This window comes from Nonomuraea sp. NPDC049378, from assembly GCF_055586745.1.
Genome location: NZ_JBVJHP010000026.1, coordinates 32,029 through 51,435 on the forward strand (window position 1 = coordinate 32,029; position 19,407 = coordinate 51,435).

At 71.3% G+C, this 19,407-nt stretch carries 19 protein-coding genes; 14 read left to right on the forward strand and 5 right to left on the reverse strand.

What is annotated here, in order from left to right:
• Positions 1–2: 2 nt before the first annotated feature.
• The 7 genes from ACZ6SA_RS41260 to ACZ6SA_RS41290 all read left to right on the forward strand — a co-directional run bounded on the left by ACZ6SA_RS41260 (position 3) and on the right by ACZ6SA_RS41290 (position 9,985).
• On the forward strand, positions 3–905 hold the full coding sequence (locus tag ACZ6SA_RS41260; RefSeq protein WP_465834417.1) for a LysR family transcriptional regulator: 903 nt from the start codon (positions 3–5) through the stop codon (positions 903–905).
• Between the two features lie 18 nt (positions 906–923).
• Complete coding sequence (locus ACZ6SA_RS41265) at positions 924–1,229, forward strand: acylphosphatase (RefSeq protein ID WP_347645282.1); 306 nt, start codon at positions 924–926, stop codon at positions 1,227–1,229.
• Positions 1,230–1,420: 191 nt separating this feature from the next.
• Complete coding sequence (locus tag ACZ6SA_RS41270) at positions 1,421–1,615, forward strand: hypothetical protein (protein ID WP_090938435.1); 195 nt, start codon at positions 1,421–1,423, stop codon at positions 1,613–1,615.
• A gap of 174 nt (positions 1,616–1,789) precedes the next feature.
• The gene (gene smc / locus ACZ6SA_RS41275; RefSeq protein ID WP_465834419.1) at positions 1,790–5,536 is read left to right on the forward strand and encodes a chromosome segregation protein SMC; all 3,747 of its coding nucleotides are present in this window, start codon (positions 1,790–1,792) and stop codon (positions 5,534–5,536) included.
• A 53-nt stretch (positions 5,537–5,589) separates the two neighbouring features.
• Positions 5,590–6,762: a signal recognition particle-docking protein FtsY gene (gene ftsY / locus ACZ6SA_RS41280; RefSeq protein WP_465834421.1), complete on the forward strand. Its 1,173-nt coding sequence runs from the start codon at positions 5,590–5,592 to the stop codon at positions 6,760–6,762.
• Between the two features lie 273 nt (positions 6,763–7,035).
• Complete coding sequence (locus tag ACZ6SA_RS41285) at positions 7,036–8,724, forward strand: tetratricopeptide repeat protein (protein ID WP_465834423.1); 1,689 nt, start codon at positions 7,036–7,038, stop codon at positions 8,722–8,724.
• Between the two features lie 4 nt (positions 8,725–8,728).
• Positions 8,729–9,985, forward strand: a complete 1,257-nt coding sequence (locus tag ACZ6SA_RS41290; RefSeq protein ID WP_465834425.1) for an MFS transporter — start codon at positions 8,729–8,731, stop codon at positions 9,983–9,985.
• On the opposite strand, the gene ACZ6SA_RS41295 is transcribed toward ACZ6SA_RS41290, so the two are convergent.
• From ACZ6SA_RS41295 to ACZ6SA_RS41305, 3 genes are read right to left on the reverse strand one after another with little or no spacing between them, the layout of a single operon-like run.
• Entirely contained in the window at positions 9,906–10,709 is an 804-nt protein-coding gene (locus tag ACZ6SA_RS41295) for an ABC transporter ATP-binding protein (protein WP_465834427.1), read from the reverse strand. The two genes, ACZ6SA_RS41290 and ACZ6SA_RS41295, sit on opposite strands and share 80 nt — an antisense overlap.
• Complete coding sequence (locus tag ACZ6SA_RS41300) at positions 10,706–11,749, reverse strand: FecCD family ABC transporter permease (RefSeq protein WP_443154773.1); 1,044 nt, start codon at positions 11,747–11,749, stop codon at positions 10,706–10,708. Before ACZ6SA_RS41300 ends, ACZ6SA_RS41295 begins: the two co-directional genes overlap by 4 nt.
• Positions 11,746–12,780: a FecCD family ABC transporter permease gene (locus ACZ6SA_RS41305; protein WP_465834430.1), complete on the reverse strand. Its 1,035-nt coding sequence runs from the start codon at positions 12,778–12,780 to the stop codon at positions 11,746–11,748. Before ACZ6SA_RS41305 ends, ACZ6SA_RS41300 begins: the two co-directional genes overlap by 4 nt.
• Before the next feature lie 100 nt (positions 12,781–12,880).
• Here ACZ6SA_RS41305 and ACZ6SA_RS41310 point away from each other — a divergent pair, with 100 nt between their 5' ends.
• Complete coding sequence (locus ACZ6SA_RS41310) at positions 12,881–13,849, forward strand: ABC transporter substrate-binding protein (protein ID WP_465834432.1); 969 nt, start codon at positions 12,881–12,883, stop codon at positions 13,847–13,849.
• 570 nt (positions 13,850–14,419) lie between these two features.
• Complete coding sequence (locus ACZ6SA_RS41315) at positions 14,420–15,004, forward strand: sigma-70 family RNA polymerase sigma factor (protein ID WP_347645269.1); 585 nt, start codon at positions 14,420–14,422, stop codon at positions 15,002–15,004.
• Between the two features lie 26 nt (positions 15,005–15,030).
• Here the strand turns inward: ACZ6SA_RS41315 and ACZ6SA_RS41320 are convergent, their stop codons facing one another.
• Positions 15,031–15,975 carry an anti-sigma factor RsbA family regulatory protein gene (locus tag ACZ6SA_RS41320; RefSeq protein WP_465834434.1) on the reverse strand — a complete coding sequence of 315 codons (945 nt, stop codon included), beginning with the start codon at positions 15,973–15,975 and terminating at the stop codon, positions 15,031–15,033.
• 18 nt (positions 15,976–15,993) lie between these two features.
• Positions 15,994–16,632, reverse strand: a complete 639-nt coding sequence (locus tag ACZ6SA_RS41325; protein ID WP_465834436.1) for an EamA family transporter — start codon at positions 16,630–16,632, stop codon at positions 15,994–15,996.
• A gap of 29 nt (positions 16,633–16,661) precedes the next feature.
• Here ACZ6SA_RS41325 and ACZ6SA_RS41330 point away from each other — a divergent pair, with 29 nt between their 5' ends.
• The 5 genes from ACZ6SA_RS41330 (at position 16,662) to ACZ6SA_RS41350 (ending at position 19,391) form a co-directional block, all read left to right on the forward strand.
• Positions 16,662–16,799: a hypothetical protein gene (locus tag ACZ6SA_RS41330; RefSeq protein WP_465834438.1), complete on the forward strand. Its 138-nt coding sequence runs from the start codon at positions 16,662–16,664 to the stop codon at positions 16,797–16,799.
• 125 nt (positions 16,800–16,924) lie between these two features.
• Complete coding sequence (locus ACZ6SA_RS41335) at positions 16,925–17,500, forward strand: helix-turn-helix domain-containing protein (RefSeq protein WP_347645264.1); 576 nt, start codon at positions 16,925–16,927, stop codon at positions 17,498–17,500.
• 82 nt (positions 17,501–17,582) lie between these two features.
• The gene (locus ACZ6SA_RS41340) at positions 17,583–17,888 is read left to right on the forward strand and encodes a hypothetical protein (protein WP_347645263.1); all 306 of its coding nucleotides are present in this window, start codon (positions 17,583–17,585) and stop codon (positions 17,886–17,888) included.
• A gap of 30 nt (positions 17,889–17,918) precedes the next feature.
• Positions 17,919–18,704 carry a polysaccharide deacetylase family protein gene (locus ACZ6SA_RS41345; protein ID WP_465834441.1) on the forward strand — a complete coding sequence of 262 codons (786 nt, stop codon included), beginning with the start codon at positions 17,919–17,921 and terminating at the stop codon, positions 18,702–18,704.
• Positions 18,705–18,740: 36 nt separating this feature from the next.
• Positions 18,741–19,391, forward strand: coding sequence for a DUF2461 domain-containing protein (locus ACZ6SA_RS41350; protein ID WP_465834443.1), 651 nt, complete (start codon positions 18,741–18,743; stop codon positions 19,389–19,391).
• Positions 19,392–19,407 lie beyond the last annotated feature (16 nt).

The window sequence follows — 19,407 nt, forward strand, 5'->3', positions numbered from 1 at the left end:
AGATGGAGTTCAGGGAACTGGAGTGCTTCGTCGTGCTCAGCGAGGAGTTGCACTTCGCGCGTACGGCCGAGCGCCTCTACCTGTCTCCGGGCCGGGTGAGCCAGCTCATGCGCTCGCTGGAGACCAGGATCGGCGGCCGGCTCTTCCAGCGGACCAGCAGGCGGGTGCGCCTGACACCGCTCGGCGAACGTTTCCTGGCCGACCTGAGGCCCGCGTACGAAGGGCTGGCCACGGCCGTGAGCCGGGCGAAGGCGGCCGCCCGCGAGGTGACGGGCGTGCTCAGGGTGGGGTTCCTGGCCACGCCCACGGATGTCGTGACGGGCAGCGTACGCGCCTTCGAGAGCCGCCACCCCGGCTGCGAGGTCGAACTGGTGGAGATCCCGCTGTCCGACCCGTTCGGCAGGCTGCGGGCCGGACGGGTGGACATCGTGTTCACGCTGCTGCCGGTGGGCGAGCCCGACCTGGCGGTGGGCGAGGGCCTGAACCGGGTGTCGTACGAGTTGGGCGTCTCCACCCGCCATCCCCTGGCCGGCCGGGCGAGCATCGGCGCCGAGGAACTGGCGGGCCTGCCCCTGATCGGCCTGGACGGTCCAGCACCGCGCGCCTGGCGGGAACGCGTGGCACCCTCCGTGACCCCTTCAGGACGTCCGATTCCCCGGGCCGGTACGGTGACCACGAGCCAGGAGGGCCTGACCCAGGTGGCGCTCGGCCGGGGCGGCATGCTCTTCTGCGCCCCCACGGCCGCCCACCACAGGCGTCCCGACGTGAGCTTCGTCCCCGTCGCCGGCCTGCCTCCGTCGATTCTCGGCCTGGCCTGGGCGCGGGCGGCCGAGACGGCGGCGATCCGGGCGTTCCGCGACGCGGCGGCCCGGCACGCGCTCGGCTCGGAGGCCTTGGTGGCGTGAGAGCACAGGGGAGATCAGATGTCGGAGAACACGAAAAATACCGAAAAATCGGAGAACGTCCGGGTGACTGCCTGGGTGCGGGGGAGGGTCCAGGGTGTGGGGTTCCGCTGGTGGACCCGGGCCAGAGCGCTCGAGCTCGGACTGGCGGGATGGGCGCGCAACACCGAGGACGGCCGGGTGGAGGTGGTCGCCGAGGGGCCGCGGTCGGCGTGCGTCAAGCTGCTGGAGCTGCTCAGAGGTTGCGACACGCCGGGCAGGGTCGATGGAGTAGTGGAACGTTGGAGCGAACCACGAGGTAGTTTGGGCGGTTTTGTGGAGCGATAGCGACTTCCCCTAAACCCCCCAAATGGGGTATAGTTGTATGTCGGGAGTGCCCATCAGTAGGGCTCAGCGGTTCGATCGACTTGACCGCCCACACTGCCGGTGCGACTCTTGTTAAGTACCACGCGCACCCCTCCCGCGGAATAAGAAGTGCGCGAACCAGTCTGGTCACTCAGCGTGGAGGACCCTTTACCATGGCGAAGGCTCTACTCGGCCACGTCGGCGGTCCTGACCCTCGAATGGTCTCGGAAATGCGCCGCCTGCAGCAGCGTATCCGGGATCTGGAGGCAGAACTCATCCGACTTCAGGCCACGAATGACGCTCTTGCGGCGCAAACCCGCGACGAGGCGCTAAGCCGCATGCAAGAGCGCGAGCCGGCACTCACCTGAGAGTGATCGGAGCGCAAGACCCAGGGACGTCTCGAAGAGGCGTCCCTTGTTATTTTCCCCTGCTCGGAAAGCTTCCTTTGCCCTGGTCACGCCGGTTCCGACGGCATGCGCCCGCGGGCCGCATCAGGGACCAGTAGTCTTTTCCGAAGTCGTCGAGGGAAAAGGGGGCCGCGCTTGTATTTGAAGACCCTCACCCTGCGCGGCTTCAAGTCCTTCGCCTCCGCGACCGCCCTGCGGTTCGAGCCCGGCATCACCTGCGTCGTCGGCCCCAACGGCTCGGGCAAGTCCAACGTCGTCGACGCCCTGGCCTGGGTCATGGGCGAGCACAGCGCCAAGTCGCTGCGCGGCGGCAAGATGGAGGACGTCATCTTCGCCGGCACCTCCTCCAGGCCCCCGCTCGGGCGCGCCGAGGTGACGCTGACCATCGACAACAGCGACGGCGCGCTGCCGATCGACTACACCGAGGTCACGATCAGCCGGCTGATGTTCAGGTCGGGGCAGAGCGAATACGCGATCAACGGCGACACCTGCCGCCTGCTCGACATCCAGGAACTGCTGTCCGACTCGGGCATCGGCCGCGAGATGCACGTCATCGTCGGGCAGGGGCAGCTCGACGCCGTGCTGCACGCCGGGCCCGAGGATCGGCGGGCGTTCATCGAAGAGGCCGCCGGCGTGCTCAAACACCGCAAGCGCAAGGAAAAGGCGCTGCGCAAGCTCGACGCCATGCAGGCCAACCTGACCCGCGTGCAGGACCTCACCACGGAGCTGCGCCGCCAGCTCAAGCCGCTGGGCCGCCAGGCCGAGATCGCCCGCAAGGCCGCCGTCATCCAGGCCGACCTGCGTGACGCCAGGCTCCGGCTGCTGGCCGACGACGTGGGCACGCTGCGTGCCACCCTGGAACGCGAGGCCGCCGACGAGGCCGCGATCACGGCCAGGCGCAACCAGGTCGAGAACGAGCTCGCGGAAGGCCAGCAGCGCGAGACCGCGCTGGAGGCCGCCGAGGCGGAGGCACAGCCCCGGCTGGCCGCCGCCCAGGAGACCTACTTCCGGCTCTCGTCGCTGCGCGAGCGCATCACCGGCCTCGAACAACTCGCCGCCGAACGCCACCGGCACGCGCTCGACGCCGCCGCCATCGAGCGCAGGGGCCGCGACCCCGAGGAACTGGAGCGCGAGGCGGCCGAGGCCCGCGAGCAGGAGCTGATCCTCAGGGCCGAGCTCGAACACGCGCACGAGCTCCTGGAGGCGGCCGTCGAGCGGCGCACCGAGGCCGAATCCGAGCTGAACGCGGAGGAGCAGCGGCTCGCGATGGCCGCCAGGGCCGCCGCCGACCGCAGGGAAGGGCTGGCCAAGCTGCGCGGCCAGGTCGATTCCGTACGCAGCAGGGCCAGGGCCGCCGAGGAGGAGATCGGCAGGCTCCGGGCGGCGGTGGCCGACGCGACCGAGCGCGAGCGCCAGGCCACGGAAGACCTGGAGGCGCGGCGGCTGGAGGAGCCCGCCGCCGACCCCGCGCTTGCCGAGGAGCTGGCCACGGCGCAGGCCATGGTCGAGGAGGCCGCGGCGGTCGCCGACGAGGCGCGGGCTGCGGCCGAGGAGGCCAAGGCCGGCCTCGACGCGCCGCGGGCCGCCCTGCAGTCCGCGAAGTCGGCCGTGGCCACGGCCCGCGCCGCCGACCAGGAGGCCCAGCGTTCGGTGGCCGCGCTGGCCGCGCGCAGGGAGGCGCTGGAGCTGGGGCTGGCCAAGGGCGACGGCGGCGCGGCGCTGCTGGACGCCGGCCTCGCCGGAGTGCTCGGCCCGCTGGCGGCCGCCATGCAGGTCACGCCGGGGGCGGAGCCGGCCGTGGCGGCCGTGCTCGGTCCCGTCGCCGAGGCGATCACCGTGAAGAGCCTCGGCGCCGCCGTCGAGGCCATCGACCTGCTCCGCGCCCAGGGCAAGGGCCAGGCCACGCTCCTTGTCGCCCATGCCCCCGGCCATCCCTCATCGGCCCCGTCCGGCCAGGAGCCCGCAGCCGACCCCGCAGCGGCGGGCGCGACAGGCGCGGGTGCGGCGCGGCGGGGGGAGGCCCCCGACGGCAGTCGCTGGGTGGCCGACCTCGTCACCGTGCCCCGCCATCTCCGTCCGGCACTCGATCACGTGCTGGCCGGTGTGGCGGTCGTCGACGATGTGCAGGCCGCGCGCGAGCTGGTCGAGCGCCATCCCGGCCTGCGGGCCGTCACCACGCACGGCGACCTGGTGGGCGCGTACGTCGCCGATGGCGGATCCGACGGCGGCACCTCCGTGCTCCAGGTCCGCGCCGCCCTCGACGAGGCGGTCAAAGACCTGGAGGAGGCCGAGAGCAGGGCGGAGGAGACCGTCAGCGCCCTCGACGAGGCGATCGACCAGGAGCAGGCCGCTCAGTCGGCCCTGGAGGCCGCGCAGGCCCGCGTCGGCGAGGCCCAGACCGCCGTCACGACCGCCCAGGCCGGCGTGAGCGCCGCGCAGGGCACGCTCGACCAGGTCAGGAGCCGCCAGCGGGAGGCCGACCAGCGCAACGCCGCGGCCGCCAGGCAACTGGCCCAGCTCGAGGCCGCCGCCGGCGCCGCCCGCGCCGAGGCCGAACGCCTGGCCAGGAGCGTCACCAAGGCGGAGGAAGCCCGCGCGGAAGGGCTGGAAGAGCTGGCCGAGCTGGAGATCCGGCTGGCCGAGGCCGAATACGCCCAGGAGCTGCAGTCCGAGCCCACCACCGACGGCCGCGACGAGCTGGCGGGCGCATGCGAGGCCGCCAGGCAGCGCGAGATGGACACCCGCCTGCAGGTGCGCACCGCTGAGGAGCGTGTCAAGGGCATCGAGGGCCGTGCCGACGGCCTGCTGCGGGCCGCCCAGCGCGAGCGCCAGGAACGCGCCCAGGCGGCCGCCCAGCGCGCCAGGCGCAGGCAGCAGGCCGCCGTGGCCGAGGCCGTCAGCAAGGGCGCCAAGCGGGTGCTCGATGCCCTGGCGACCTCCATCCAGCTGGCCGCCGGGGAACGTGACGAGGCCGACCTCACCAGGGTCGCCGTCGACGCCGAGCTCAAGCAGGTGCGCCTGCGCGTACGCGAGCTCGGCCAGGAGCTGGACAAGCTGGTCAACCGGGTGCACGGCAGTGAAGTGGCCCGCACCGAGCAGCGCCTGCGGCTGGAGCAGATGGAGCAGCGGGCGCTGGAGGAGTTCGGGGTCGAGGTCGAATCCCTGATCTCCGAGTACGGCCCCGACGCCCCGGTGCCCGGTGACCCGCCCGTGCCGTACGTCCGCGAGGAGCAGGAGAAGCGCGCCAGGGCGGCCGAGCGGCAGATGAACCAGCTCGGCAAGGTCAACCCGCTGGCGCTGGAGGAGTTCGCGGCGCTGGAGGAGCGGCACGCGTTCCTCACCTCGCAGCTCGAAGACCTCAAGAAGACCAGGCGCGACCTGCTGACGGTGGTCAAGGAGGTCGACGACCGGGTGGAGCAGATGTTCGCCTCGGCGTACGACGACGTGGCCAGGGAGTTCGAGCAGATCTTCACCAGGGTCTTTCCCGGGGGCGAGGGCCGGCTGGTCCTCACCGAGCCGGCCGACATGCTGACCACCGGCATCGAGGTCGAGGCCAGGCCGCCGGGCAAGAAGGTCAAGCGGCTGTCGCTGCTGTCGGGTGGCGAGCGCTCGCTGACGGCGGTGGCGTTCCTGATCTCCATCTTCAAGGCGCGGCCGTCGCCGTTCTACGTGATGGACGAGGTCGAGGCCGCGCTCGACGACACCAACACGCAGCGCCTGCTGACGTTGTTCGAGGAGTTGCGGCAGAGCTCGCAGCTCATCGTGATCACCCACAACAAGCGCACGATGGAGATCGCCGACGCCCTCTACGGCGTGTCGATGCGCGGCGACGGTGTCACACAGGTGGTCAGCCAGCGACTGAGGGAGCGCGAGTCGGCCTGATAGGTGTGGCCTTGGGCATGAGCATGGGGGTCGATCTGGAAAACTGACATCTTGTGGATGGTTACCTCGGCGTCATCGTGATCGTGGCCGTCGTCGCCCTGCTGGCGGTCGGCGGTCTGTTCCTGCTCTTCCGGCCGGGCCGAAAAGCGCCGCCGCCGGTCAAGCCGCCCGAGTCTCCCGTGCTTCCCGAGGAGAAGCGGCCCGCGGGGGCTGGCGAGGAGGGCGAGGGGGCGACCACCACGCTGCCGCCTCCGGCCAAGCCGGCCGAGCCGGTCGTGGTGGAGCCCGAGGTCGAGGTGCCGCCGCCGTCCGCGGGCCGGATGGTGCGGCTGCGCTCGCGGCTGGCGCGCTCGCAGAGCGCTCTGGGCCGCGGGCTGCTGGAGCTGCTCTCCCGCGACCGGCTCGACGACGACGTGTGGGACGCGATCGAGGAGAGCCTGATCACGGCCGACGTGGGCGTCGCGCCGACCCAGGTCATGGTCGAGGAGCTGCGCACCAAGGTCAAGGTGCTGGGCAGCCGCACGCCCGAGGAGGTGCGCGGCCTGCTGCGCGAGCAGCTGCTCACGCAGGTCGGCCCCGATCTCGACCGCACGCTGCACGTGCGCAAACACGGCGAACGGCCCGCGGTGGTGCTCGTCGTGGGCGTCAACGGCACCGGCAAGACCACCACCACCGGCAAGCTCGCGCGCTCGCTCGTCGGCGACGGCAAGAAGGTCGTGCTCGGCGCGGCCGACACCTTCCGGGCGGCCGCCGCCGACCAGCTCCAGACCTGGGGCGAGCGGGTCGGCGCCGACACGGTGCGCGGCCCCGAGGGCGGCGACCCGGCCTCCGTGGCCTTCGACGCGGTCGCCAAGGGCACGGAGGAGAAGGTCGACGTCGTCATCGTCGACACCGCCGGCCGCCTGCACACCAAGACCGGTCTCATGGATGAGCTGGGCAAGGTCAAGCGGGTCATCGAGAAGAAGGCCACGGTCGACGAGGTGCTGCTCGTCCTCGACGCCACCACCGGCCAGAACGGCATGCGCCAGGCTCAGGTGTTCGCCGAGGTGGTCAACATCACCGGCATCGCGCTGACCAAGCTCGACGGCACGGCCAAGGGCGGCATCGTGATCTCGGTGCAGCGGGAGCTGGGGGTGCCGGTCAAGCTCGTGGGGCTGGGCGAGGGGCCCGACGATCTGGCGCCGTTCGATCCCGAGGTCTTCGTGGACGCGATTCTCGGCGACTGAGGACAATTTCCGGCTTGGCCGTAATTCGTCCTGAAATACGCCTTACCAGATATCCATTGATTGATGTCTTTTTCGTGTGCTGACATGTACCGGTCCAAGCTGAATGCTCGGTTCCATTCAACGACGAAGGGGCATCATGAAGAAGATCGTTGTTCACCGGCCAGGGACCGTGAAGCCGACCGCCGCGGCAGCGCCGAGGCACGGCACCTGACCCACCCCGGCCGGCGCCTGATCGAGGGCGCCGGCCCCGCCCGAGCACGGAAATGGGGTCGTGTGGACACGATCATGCTGGACGCGGACCGCCGCATCGGCGGCCCGTACACGCTCGCCGCCGGGCTGCTCGGCCATCTCGTCCCGGCCGCCCTGGCGCGGCATCCCGAGCTGGTCGCCGCGCATGACATCGAGATCCGGACGGCCGGGCCGAAACTCCGCGACGTCGTCCCGGCGCGCAGGCGCTCGCTGGCCGACGACCTCCCCCGCGCGCAGCGCATCCTCATCCCCGCCGCCCGGCGCAGCCTCAGGATCGCCAACGGGCTGGCCGAGTTCGTCCGTGACCACCTCCACCGCGCTGGCCCGCTCGCCGTGACCGTGGCCAACCTCGACGCCGCCGACCACACCGACACCGAGCTCGTCGCCGTGCTGCGGCGCCGGCTCGACCCCGGCCTGCTGCGGATCGACGAGGGCCCGCAGGCGCCGTCGACAGCACCCCCGACAAGGGCGCTGCCGGGCGACTTCGACCGCTACCGCGACGAGGGTTTCCACCACGCGATGGCCGAGTCGGGCCTGGAGGCGCTGCGCGGCATGGCGTACGACGCCGACCCGGGGCGGTGGCGGCAGCTCCTGCAGCGCGTGGCCGCCTCGCTGGAGGCCATCGAGCGCGAGGACGAAGCCCGAGAGCTCTACGACCGCGCCAGACGCGAGAGCACCGACCCCAAACATCGCGCCACCATCGCCTACGCCACCGCCATGATCCTCGTACGCCACCACGACCCCGCCCGGCGCGACCCCGAGGAGGCGCTGGCCTGGATCAACGAGGCGATCACGATCACGTCGCTGCTGCCCGACCCCAGGGAGCGGGCCTTCCACCTCGGCTTCGACCTCAACGGCAAAGCCCTGGTCGAGGTGCGCAGGGGCCGCCCGGCCGCCGCGATGGAGCTGGTGCGGCAGGCCATCGACCTGGCCGAGGCCGACCTGCCGGCCGAGCATCCGATCCACAAGCTCGTGCTCCGCGCCAACCGGGCCCAGCTCCTGGCCATGACGGGCCGGGCGGAGGAGTCGCTGGCCGACTACACGCGGGCCATCGAGGCCGATCCCGGCTATCCCGACTACTACCTCGACCGGGGCAACCTGCTGCACAAGCTGGGCCGCGACGACGAGGCGCTGGCCGACTACGAGAGCGTCATGCGCCTCAGCCCGCCCTTCCCCGAGGCGTACTACAACCGGTCCGAGCTGCGTTACGCGGCGGGCGACCTCGCGGGTGCCCGCGCCGACCTGGATCACACGCTGGAGCTCGACCCGGAGTTCGCGCCCGCGTACGTGAACAGGTCCGGGCTGAGCTCGGCGGCCGGCGCGTACACCGAAGCCCGGCAGGACGTCGAGCGAGGGCTGCGGCTCGCGCCGCGCGACCCGCACCTGCTGTGCGTGCTCGGCCAGGTCGAGCTGGCCGAGCAGCGCCACCCGGAGGCGCGCGCCGCCTTCGACCGGGCCCTGGAGCTCGCCCCCGATCTGGTCGCGGCCTGGGCGGGGCGGGCCGAGCTGGCCTTCGAGCTCGGCGACCACGGCGCGGCCCTGGCCGACCTGACGAGCGCGCTCAAGCGTGCGGAGACGGCCGAGCTGCTGTTCAACAGGGCGGTGGTGCACCGGGCCGCGGGACACCCGGGCGAAGCCCGCCACGACCTTCTCAGGGCCGCGGTCCTGGCACCCGGCGACGGCGACATCGGGCAGGCTCTCAGCGAGGTCTGAGCCCATGGGACGGCGCTACTGGCTCCTGCTCAGCGCCTTCCTCGCCTCCTCGCTCGGCACCTGGATCTACCGGCTGGCCCTGCCGCTCCTGGTCTACGACCTGACCGGCTCGGCGCTCGGCACCGGGCTCGTGTACGCCATGGAATACCTGCCGTACGTCGCGCTCGGCATGGTCGGCGGGGCGCTCGCGGACCGGGTCGACCGGCGGCGCGTGCTCGTGATCGGCGACCTGACGTCCGGCGCGGTCACCGTGCTGCTCGCGGTGATCGTGACGGCCGGCGTGCGGCAGGTCTGGGCGATCTACGCGGTGGCGTTCCTGCTGGCCTGCGTCGATCCCCTCTACCAGCCCGCGTTCCGCTCGATGGTGCCCTCGCTGGTCCCGGTGGAGCGGCTGCCGCAGGCGAACGCGCGGCTCCACATGGGCGAGCACGCGGTGAACATGGTCGGCCCCGTGATCGGCGGCGCTCTCGTCGTGGGTCTCGGCCACCAGGCCGCGATCTACGTGGACGCGGGCACGTTCCTGCTGTCGGCCCTGCTGATCTGGCCCGTCAGGGCGGCGCGGGGCCCGCTGACGAAACGAGGCCGGTCCGTGCTCGCGGACATCGGAGAGGGCCTCAGCTTCCTGTTCCGTGGCGACAAGGTGGTGCTCACCACCGCGCTCGCGACCGCGGCGTGCAACTTCGGGGTCTGGCTGCTGCTGGCCGGGCTCGTCTACTACCTCAGCTCGTACCACGGGTTCAGCCCGGGGGAGATCGGCGTCGTCTACGCCTTCCAGGGGGTGGGCGCGGTGCTCGGGGCGGCGCTCGGCAGCCGGTTGCTGCGCAGGTATCCGCCGGGACCGGTGATCTGCCTGGCCGTCGCCGCGGGCGGCCTGTCGATGCTGGCCATGATCGTGGCGCGCGGCCCTGTGCCGATCGGGCTCGCCTGGCTGGGGCAGTTCGCCGCGGCGGGGACGTCGATCGTGGCCATCGCGACCGCGCGCCAGCTGCTCGTCCCCGACCATCTGCTCGGACGGGTGCTCGGCACGGCCAGGATGATCGCCTTTCTGTCCATCCCGCTCGCGTCGCTGGCCACGGGCGTGTTCGAGTCGGGGACGCGCAACGCGTACGCGCTGATGGCCGTCGCTGGTGTGAGCTGGCTGGCCATCGCCGCGGTCGTGGCGCACACGCCGCTGGGCCGGCTCAGGCTTCCCGCCCTGCGGGACGGGCACGCGGGCCGATCGGCACCACCAGGGGAGTCCCGGCCACCGGATCCTCGATGACCTTGGCGTCCAGCTCGAACACCTCGCGCAGCAGTTCCTCGGTCAGCACGTCGTGCGGGGCGCCCGAGGCGATCACCTGCCCGGCGCGCATGGCCACGAGCCGGTCGGCGTAGCGGGCGGCCAGGCTGAGGTCGTGCAGGACCATGACGACCGTGCGTCCGGCCCGCTGGTGCAGGTGGCGTACGAGCTCCAGCACCTCCACCTGGTGGGCGAGATCGAGGAAGGTCGTGGGTTCGTCGAGCAGCAGCAGGTCGGTGCCCTGGGCCAGGGCCATGGAGATCCACGCCCGCTGCCGTTGCCCGCCCGACAACTCGTCCAGCGGACGTTCGGCCAGGTCGGCGAGGCCCGTCATGTCCAGCGCCGCGGTGACCGCGCCCTCGTCGTCGGAGGACCACTGCCGATACCACGTCTGGTGCGGATGCCGCCCCCTGGCCACCAGGTCGGCCACGGTCAGGCCTTCGGGGGCGACGGGCGCCTGGGGAAGCATGCCGAGGATCTTGGCGACCTCCCGGGTGGGGAGCTTGTCGATGCGCTTGCCGTCGAGCAGCACCTCACCGCCCTGCGGTTTGAGCAGGCGGCCGAGCGCGCGCAGCAGGGTGGACTTGCCACAGCCGTTCGGGCCGATGATGGCGGTCACGGTGCCCGCCTCGATGCCGAGGTCGAGCCCGTCGACGATGACGCGCTCGCCGTACCCGAGCCTGACGTCGGCGGCCTGCAGTCTCACTTGCGTGACCTCCAGATCAGATGGATCAGGTAGGGCGCGCCCAGCACGGCGGTGACGATGCCGACGGGCAGCTCGAGCGGGGAGAACGCGGTGCGCGCGATCAGGTCGGCGCCCGTGGTGAGCACGCCGCCGATGACCGCCGAGCACAACAGGGGCGGCCGTCCTGACCGGACCAGCCTGAGCGCGATCTGCGGAGAGGCGAGGGCCACGAACGCGATCGGGCCGGCGGAGGCGGTGGCCACGGCCGCCAGCAGCACGGCGGCGAGAATCAGCAGGGCGCGGGCCGGATTCATGCGGACGCCGAGGGCGGTGACGGTGTCGTCGCCGAAGCGCAGGGCGTCGAGCGAGCGGGTGCCGAGCAGGGTCAGCGGCACCAGCACGGCCAGGGCAAGCGCCGTGGGCGTCACGTGCTCCCAGCCCCGGCCGTTGAGCGAGCCGCTGATCCAGATCATGGCGCGGCTGGTGTCGTTGACGTCGCCGACCGTGAGGAGCCAGAACTTGATGTTGGTGAACACGGCGGCCACGCCGATGCCGACCAGCACCAGGCGGTAGCCGTCCAGGCCCCGCCGCCAGGCCAGCCCGTAGACGACGGCGGCGCCGAGCAGGCCGCCGAGCAGGGCGAGCGCGGGGATGCCGAGGGTGGACAGCAGGCCGCTCACGCCGCCGTAGACGCTGCCGCTGGCCACCACGCCGGCCACGACCGTGACGGAGGCGCCGGTGGTGACGCCGAGAATCTCGGGGCTGGCCAGGGGGTTGCGGGCGATGGACTGGATGATCGCCCCGGACAGCGCGAGCGCCGCGCCGACGAGGGCGCCGGTGAGCGCGCGCGGCAGGCGCAGTTCCATGATGACGAAGTGGCCCGCGTTGCCGGCGTCGAACGTGCCGGCGACCACGTCGGCGAGGCTCATCTCGATGTCGCCGATGCGCATGTTCAGGCCCATGAGCAGGGCGAGCAGGACCAGCCCGGCCAGGGTGAGCACGACGCCGCGCGGGCGCACCTGCCAGGACAGGCCGGCGACGCGCAAGGGGAGGGCGGTCACAGGCGCACCGGCTTCCTGCGCCGTACGAGGGCGACGAAGAACGGCGCTCCGAGCAGCGCGAGCACCACACCGACCTCCAGCTCTCCCGGCGGGGCGACCACGCGTCCGATCACGTCGGCGAGCAGCAGCAGCGCCGCGCCGACGAGCCCGGAGTACGGCAGCAGCCACCGGTGGTCGGTGCCCGACAGCGGACGGACCAGGTGGGGCACGATGAGCCCGACGAACGCCAGCGAGCCGCAGGCGGCGACCGACGCGCCCGACAGCAGGGTGACGGCGGCGACGCCGACGGCGCGGGTCACGGGGATGTTCTGGCCGAGGCTCCGCGCGACGTCCTCGCCGAGCGAGAGGGCGTTGAGCCCGGGGGCGTTGACCGCCGCCAGCACGAGGCCCACCAGGATGAACGGCAGCACCTGCCAGACGACGTCGGCGCCGCGGGCCGCGATGGAGCCCGCCTGCCAGAAGCGGAACACGTCCATCGCCTGCTCGTCCAGCAGCACGATGGCCGAGGTCAGCGCGTAGAGGAAGGCGCTCACGGCGGTGCCCGCGAGCGCCAGCGTGACCGGGGTCGGGCTGCCCTTGCCACCCGTCATGCCGAGCGCGAACACCGCGACGCTGGCGACCAGCGCCCCCGCCAGGCCGAACCAGATGTAGCCGAGCAGGCTGGAGACGCCGAGCAGCACGATCGAGGACACCATCGCGAACGCCGCCCCCTGCGTGACGCCGAGCAGGCCGGGGTCGGCGAGCGGGTTGCGGGTGTGGCCCTGCATGAGCGCGCCGGCCACGCCGAGCGCGACTCCGGCGAGCACGCCGAGCACCGTCCTGGGGACGCGCAGCGCGCGGATGACGATGTCGTTCTCGGTGCCGGTCGGCGCGGTGAGCGCGTGCCAGGCGTCGGTGACCGGCACGGACTTGGAGCCGACGGTGACGCTCAGCACCACGGCGACGAGCACGGAGGCGACCAGCACGATCAGGACCGTGAGCCGCCGGTGGCGGACGCCACGAAGCCCGGGGGCGACGGCCGTTGCGCTCACCCGCGCCCTCCTCGATGTTTGCCGGATCCCGGTGCAGTATGCCAGCTTAGGCAGGGCTAACCTAAATTAGGTTTGCCTTATCTTGACCGAAAGGGTGCTGATGAGACCGTTGCGCGCGTTGGTCTGCGCCGTCCTCGTGGTGGGGCTCGCCGCCTGCGGTTCCGCGGAGACCGCCGACGCCCCCTCGCCGAGCGCCCCCTTCAGGACCGTCAAGCACGTCATGGGCGAGACGGTGATCCCGGAGCAGCCGAAGCGGGTGGTGGCGCTCGACCAGAGTTTCGTCGACGCGGTGCTCACCCTGGAGACGCCGGTGGTGGGCTACACCACCTACCGCTCGATCGACACCGAGCTCCCCGGCTATCTCGGGGCCGTCGCCGAGCGGTACGGCAAGCGGGCCGCTCCGGTCGGAACGCTGGAGCAGCCGAGCCTGGAGAAGATCATCGCGCTCAAGCCCGACCTGATCGTCTCGGCCAAGGTCCGTCACGAGGCGCTGTACGACAAGCTCTCCAAGATCGCGCCCACGGTCTTCAGCGAGACCACCGGGGCCATCTGGAAGGACAACCTCCGCCTCATGGGCCAGGCCCTGGGCAAGGAGGCACTCGCCGACACCAGGATCAAGGAGTACGAGGAGCGGGCCGCCGCGATCGGCGAGGCGATCAAGAAGAAGGACGGCGAGCTGCCGACGATCTCCGTCGTGCGCTTCGCCGGCGAGCCGACGACCCGGCTCTACGTGGAGAACTCCTACTCCGGCGTGGTCATGAAGGACGTCGGCTTCCCCCGCCCTGAGGGCCAGCCGGCCGCGAAGGACGCCATCGCCGTGGACGTCAGCCAGGAGCGGATCGCGGAGCTGGACGCCGACCAGATCTTCGTCGCGACATATCCGGATCCGTCGTCTGACGGGCCCAAGGAGAAGTTCGTCAACAACCCGCTCTGGGGCAAGCTCAAGGGTGACAAGCACGAGGTCAGCGACCTGACCTGGATGAGCGCCGTGGGCATCCAGGGCGCGCACGCCATGCTGGACGACGTGGCGAAGTTCTTCGCCGTCGATCCCGCCAGACCCGCCTCCTGACGCCCATGGAGGTCGGGGAACAGCCGGCCCGGCGCTGTCGTTGTGCACCGACTCGGGGTTGTCAGGTGCCCGGCGACGGCCGTGGCCGGCCCGATCCGGCCAACTCGTGGACGGCAGGCAACGACCCGGTTCGAACTAGTTCGATGTTCGAGTGAACTCCCGGCCGCATCGGCTCGTCTTTCAAGGAAAGGTTTACACCCCGGCCCGAGGGCAGCGGAAAGACGTGCAGATGTGTGTCACGGCAACGGTCGGCATCGACCTGGTGCATGGCGTCGGCCACCCAGCGGCGGGTGCCAGGGACATGACGGCCGGCGAGACTCATGCCTATACGCTATCCCATGTGACTCTTGCCACTCTTACTGTGAAAATGGGTGGGTAGTGTTATGATAATGAGACTTGTCCGGCCGTGGACGTGACCACGCACGCCGCGAGCAGATGGACGAAGACCTCTTCTGACCAAGGCGGAACCGCACTAACGCGCCCCTTACCTGGTGCTTGCGATGATGGAACCGCTGTCAGGCGGCTTGTGCCGAAACGGGGGATAGCGCAAGGGGGATTGATTTGATCACTATGACCGATGAGCAGCGTCAGGACTGGTTCGAACGGGACGTCGTGCCCGTGACGTCGCAGCTGTTCGCCTCCGCCATGCGCCTGACCCGCAACACCGCCGACGCGGAGGACCTCGTGCAGGAGACGGTGGCGAAGGCGTACACGTCCTACCACCAGTTCCGCGAGGGCACCAACCTCAAGGCGTGGTTGCACCGGATCCTCACCAACAACTTCATCAACGACTACCGCAAGAAGCAGCGCTCTCCCAAGCTGTCCGCGGCCGAGGACATCGAGGACTGGCAGCTGCACGCCGCCGAGTCCCACTCCTCGACCGGGCTGCGTTCCGCCGAGAACGAGGCGCTCGACCGGCTCCCCGACAACATCGTGATGAACGCCCTGCGCAGCCTGCCCGAGGACTTCCGCGTGGCCGTCTACCTGGCCGACGTCGAGGGCTTCGCGTACAAGGAGATCGCTGAGCGCATGGGCACCCCGATCGGCACCGTGATGTCGCGCCTCCACCGAGGCCGCCGCCAGCTGCGCGGCATGCTGGAGGGATACGCCCGCGAAGAGGGCGCCGTACGCGTCCCCGCACAGAGCGCCGCCTAGCTCAGAGCCACGGCTCCGGCGCGCGCCTACGGTCCCATGGCGAGACGGAGGCGGACGCGCAACAGGCCGTCCTCGGCGCGCAACTCGACGAGATCGCACAGTTGCCGGCTGATCCAGAGCCCGTATCCCCTGGGGGATCCGGGCTCCGGTGGTATGTAGCCGGGCAGGGGATCGTGGAGCGCGCCGCCAGGGTCGGCGATCTCGCACACGAGCTCCTCGTCGTCCACCCACATCGTGATCGTGCCGTGGCCTGCGCCGTGCTCGATGCTGTTGGCCGCGATCTCCGACGCGCTGAGCACGAGTGACGGGACGAGGTCGCCGTCCATGCCCGCCGCCCTGGCGTAGTCGCCGACGCTGCGGCGCAGCCGCTTCAGCTCGCGCGCGGTGAAGTCGAACGTCTTGGCGTCGCCGCCCGGCTCGGGCAGGGGCGCGCGATCGGTGTCCAGCACCAGGTCGTGCGGCTCGACGAAGCGGGCGCAGGCCCCCTCGCCACCGGGGCCGAGCAGCAGGGGATGGGTGACATGGGTGTGGTCGAGCACGCCAGCGGGAACGTGGCGGACGTCGTAGAGGCACCACAGGATCGCCGGCCGCGCGCGGAGCGCGGCGTTGATGACGGACTCGTAACGGATGAGCTCCCTGACATCTCGCGCGCTCCTGCCCTCCCAGACGGGCTCGCCCACGACGAACGTGCGGCGGCCGCGCGTGTAGTCGTGCAGGCCGGCCAGGGTCCGGTAGGGGTGGGTGTACCAGGACACGGAGTCGCGGAGGTCGACGCGCCCGGCGTCGCGGCCCAGGGCGTCGGCCAGCAGGCGGAGCTTGGCCGGCCCGGTGATCACCAGGACCCGTCTGCCCTCGCCCAGCGCCGCGCGCACGCGCGGGACGGTCAGGCTCACGAACGCCTCGTCCGAGCCGTACGGCACCGCGACGTGCCTCAACGGCTCGTCACCGGAACGTGCCCGATCAGGGCGCACGGGCGAAACGTAGCAAGGCTAGGGATGCTGTGCAACGGCTATCAGCGCCACCGCCCCGAGCGCGCAGGCCACGCCGGTCATCTGGACGGCCCGCAGCCGCTCGCCGAGCACGTGGCGGGCCAGCAGAAGGGTGCTGGCCGGGTAGAGCGAGACGAGCACGGCGACGAGGCTGAGCAGGCCGTCCTGCTGGGCGAGCAGGAAGAGCACGTTCGCCGTCATGTCCAGCACGCCGGCGGCGACGATGATGTCCAGTGACCCCGGCCGCGGTCTGAGCGTCCTCCGGGTGACCAGGGCGAGCAGGGCCACCACGGTCACCGACGAGAGCCTGGCGCCGACCAGCGGCCACAGGCCGGACTCGTGGGAGGCCATGGAGAGCAGGACGAAGAAGCCGCCGAACCCGGCGCCCGCGGCCAGCGCCGCCGCCACCGAGGCGACGGAGCCGTGTCCGCCGCCTGAGCTGTCCTGGCTGACCAGCAGCACGGAGCCCAGCGCCAGCGCCACCCCGACCAGTGCCCAGGACGCCGGCCGCTCGCCGGTCGCCAGCCCGAACACCACGGGCAGCGCGGCCGAGGTGACCGCGGTCGTCGGCGCGACCACCGACATGACGCCCGTGGCCAGCGCCCGGTAGAACAGCACCAGCCCGGCCGCCCCCGACATGCCCCGCGGCCAGCCCCCATGACAGCGCCGTGTCGCTGAACGCGCCGGGCAGCAGCGGCAGCAGGGCCAGGATCAGCCCCAGGCCGGCGATCTGCGACAGCACGACGACCGAGAGCACCTGGGTTCGTCTGGTGGCCAGGCCGCCGAAGAAGTCGGCCGTGCCGTAGACCACCGCGCAGGCGGCCGCCAGGATCACCGTCATGTCGCACTCCGTCCAGTCCAACAAACTGCACGCTTAGTACAACATATTAGGTTCAGCACAGTGCAATAGGTTTTCACTACACTGCACTCCATGGAGGACCCCGAGCTGATCACCCAGGCCATCGCCAACAACGTCCGGGCCCAGCGCTCCCACCGCGGGCTGACGCTCGACGCGCTGGCCGCCAGGTCGGGGGTGAGCAGGGGGATGCTCGTCCAGGTGGAGCAGGGCCGGACCAACCCGAGCGTCTCCACGCTCACCAGGATCGCCTCCGCCCTGGGCGTCACCGTGGCCCGACTCGTCGAGGTCGCCGACGTGCCCATGGTGCGCGTCATCGACAAGGCCGACGTCGTCACGTTCCGCCAGGGCGACGTGCAGGCCCGCCTGCTCGTGGGCGCGGACGTGCCGATGATCCTGGAGTTGTGGGACTGGCGGCTGGCCCCTGGCGAGCACCACGACGGCGACGCCCACCCGCCCGGCACCCGCGAGATGCTCACGGTGCTCGACGGCGAGCTGACGATCACCGTCTACGGCAAAAGCCACACCATCGGCAGGGACGACGCGGTGCTCTTCACCGCCGACCGTCCCCACCGCTACGCGAACAACGGCAAGGAGCAGCTCAGGTTCGTCATGGTGGTCGCCGAGCCCCGCGAGACACCCGACCAATGACGGAGATATCCCTTATAAGCGGCTGGCACCCGTTGTCTGGGTACATCACTGATGTGTGCAGAACGTCGGCAGGGGGTGGCGGGTGAGTGAGGCCCGAGCGGCGACGGAGAAGCTCCAGGCGGAGCTCCACGGTCTGGGCGTCACCAGCGCGTACGACGTGGGCGACGATGCGACCGTCTCGGTGTGGATAGGCCTGGTCGTGCGCTACAGGGACGGCTTTTACCGTTGGCAGGAAGGGCCGGTGAAACGTCGGCATCTGGGTACGGATCCGGCCGGATGTGCCATGCGCGTGGCGCGCCGCTCCGAAGAACTGCGGGCCGATATCCCACCCTGGTGGGATGACCTGGTCAGGGAACTGCGGGGGAAACCGGCCCAGGACTATCCGTAGCCCCCCGTACGCGGTGTTTCGGGGGGACGCATGCGCGGGTGGGCTCTGCCGCTGGCCCTGTTGGCTCTGGTCAGCTTCGCCACCCAGGTGGTGGTGCACCCCCATCCTCCGGCGCTCCCGATCGTGCCCGTCCAGCCGCCGCAGGTCGAGCGCTCCGTTCTGGCCAGGCGGCTGGAGTCGATGCAGGCCGACTGGCCGCGCCACGTCGACTGCGCCTCGGCCAAGTGCGTGGCCCTGACCTTCGACGACGGGCCGGGCGAGCACACGGACCAGCTGCTCGACGTGCTGGACGAGCGCCACGTCAGGGCCACGTTCTTCGTGGTCGGGGAGATGGTGGCGGCCGGCGGCGGGCGAGCCGTGCAGCGTATCGCGGCCGACGGGCACGAGCTCGGCAACCACTCCTGGAGCCACCGGGCGCTGTCCGAGCTGACGCGGAAGGAGCTCCACCGGGAGCTGCGGCACACCGGCCGCCTCGTGCGCCGGCTCACCGGGGTCAGGATGCGGGTGATGCGGCCGCCGTACGGGCTGACGGACCGGCACGTCGCGGCCGAGGCACGCCGCGCGGGCATGGCCCAGATCCTGTGGAACGTCGACACCTTCGACTGGCGGGACCGGACGCCCGAAATCGTGGCCCGGCGGGCCGGCCGGGCCACACCCGGCTCGATCATCCTCATGCACGACATCCACCGCACCACCGTGAAGGCCGTGCCCGCCCTGCTCGACGCGCTCGCGAGAAGGGGCTTCACGTTCGTCACGGTCTCAGAGCTGTACGGCCACCGGAGCCCCACGCCGGGGAGGAAGTACATGAGGCGGTGACCCGGGGCGGCCCGGCCGCGTGGCAGGCTGGTCCACATGGGGTTCACCGGCTTTCCCGACGAGGCGTTCCTGTTCTACGAGGGGCTCGAGGCTGACAACTCGAAGACCTACTTCGGCCGGCACAAACAGCTCTACGAGGAGGCCGTGCGGGAGCCGATGCTCGCGCTCGCCGACGAGCTGGCCACGGAGTTCGGGCCCGCGCAGCTCTTCCGGCCCTATCGTGACGTGCGCTTCGCCAAGGACAAGTCGCCGTACAAGACGCATCAGGGCGCGTTCGTCGACCTGATGCCGGGCATCGGGCTCTACGTGGAGCTGAGCGCGGCCGGGCTGTTCACCGCGGGCGGCGTCTACACGAAGGCCCCCGACCAGGTCGCCCGCTATCGCGCGGCCGTCGACGAAGACCTGTCGGGCAAGCCGCTGGAGTCGATCGTCGACTCGCTGGAGGCGGCCGGCTACACGCTCCACGGCGAGCGGCTCAAGACCAGGCCGCGCGGCTTCGACGCCGGCCACCCCCGCATCGAGCTGCTGCGGCACAGGTCGCTCCACGCGGGGAAACGGTTCGAGCCGGCGCCGTGGGTGCACACGCCGCAGGTGCGCGAGCGGGTGGCGCGCACGTGGCGCGACTTCGGGCCCCTGGTCGAGTGGCTCTGCACCCACGTGAGAGGCAGCGAGCTGCCGCCCCGCTGACCTGGCCGCCGGAGCA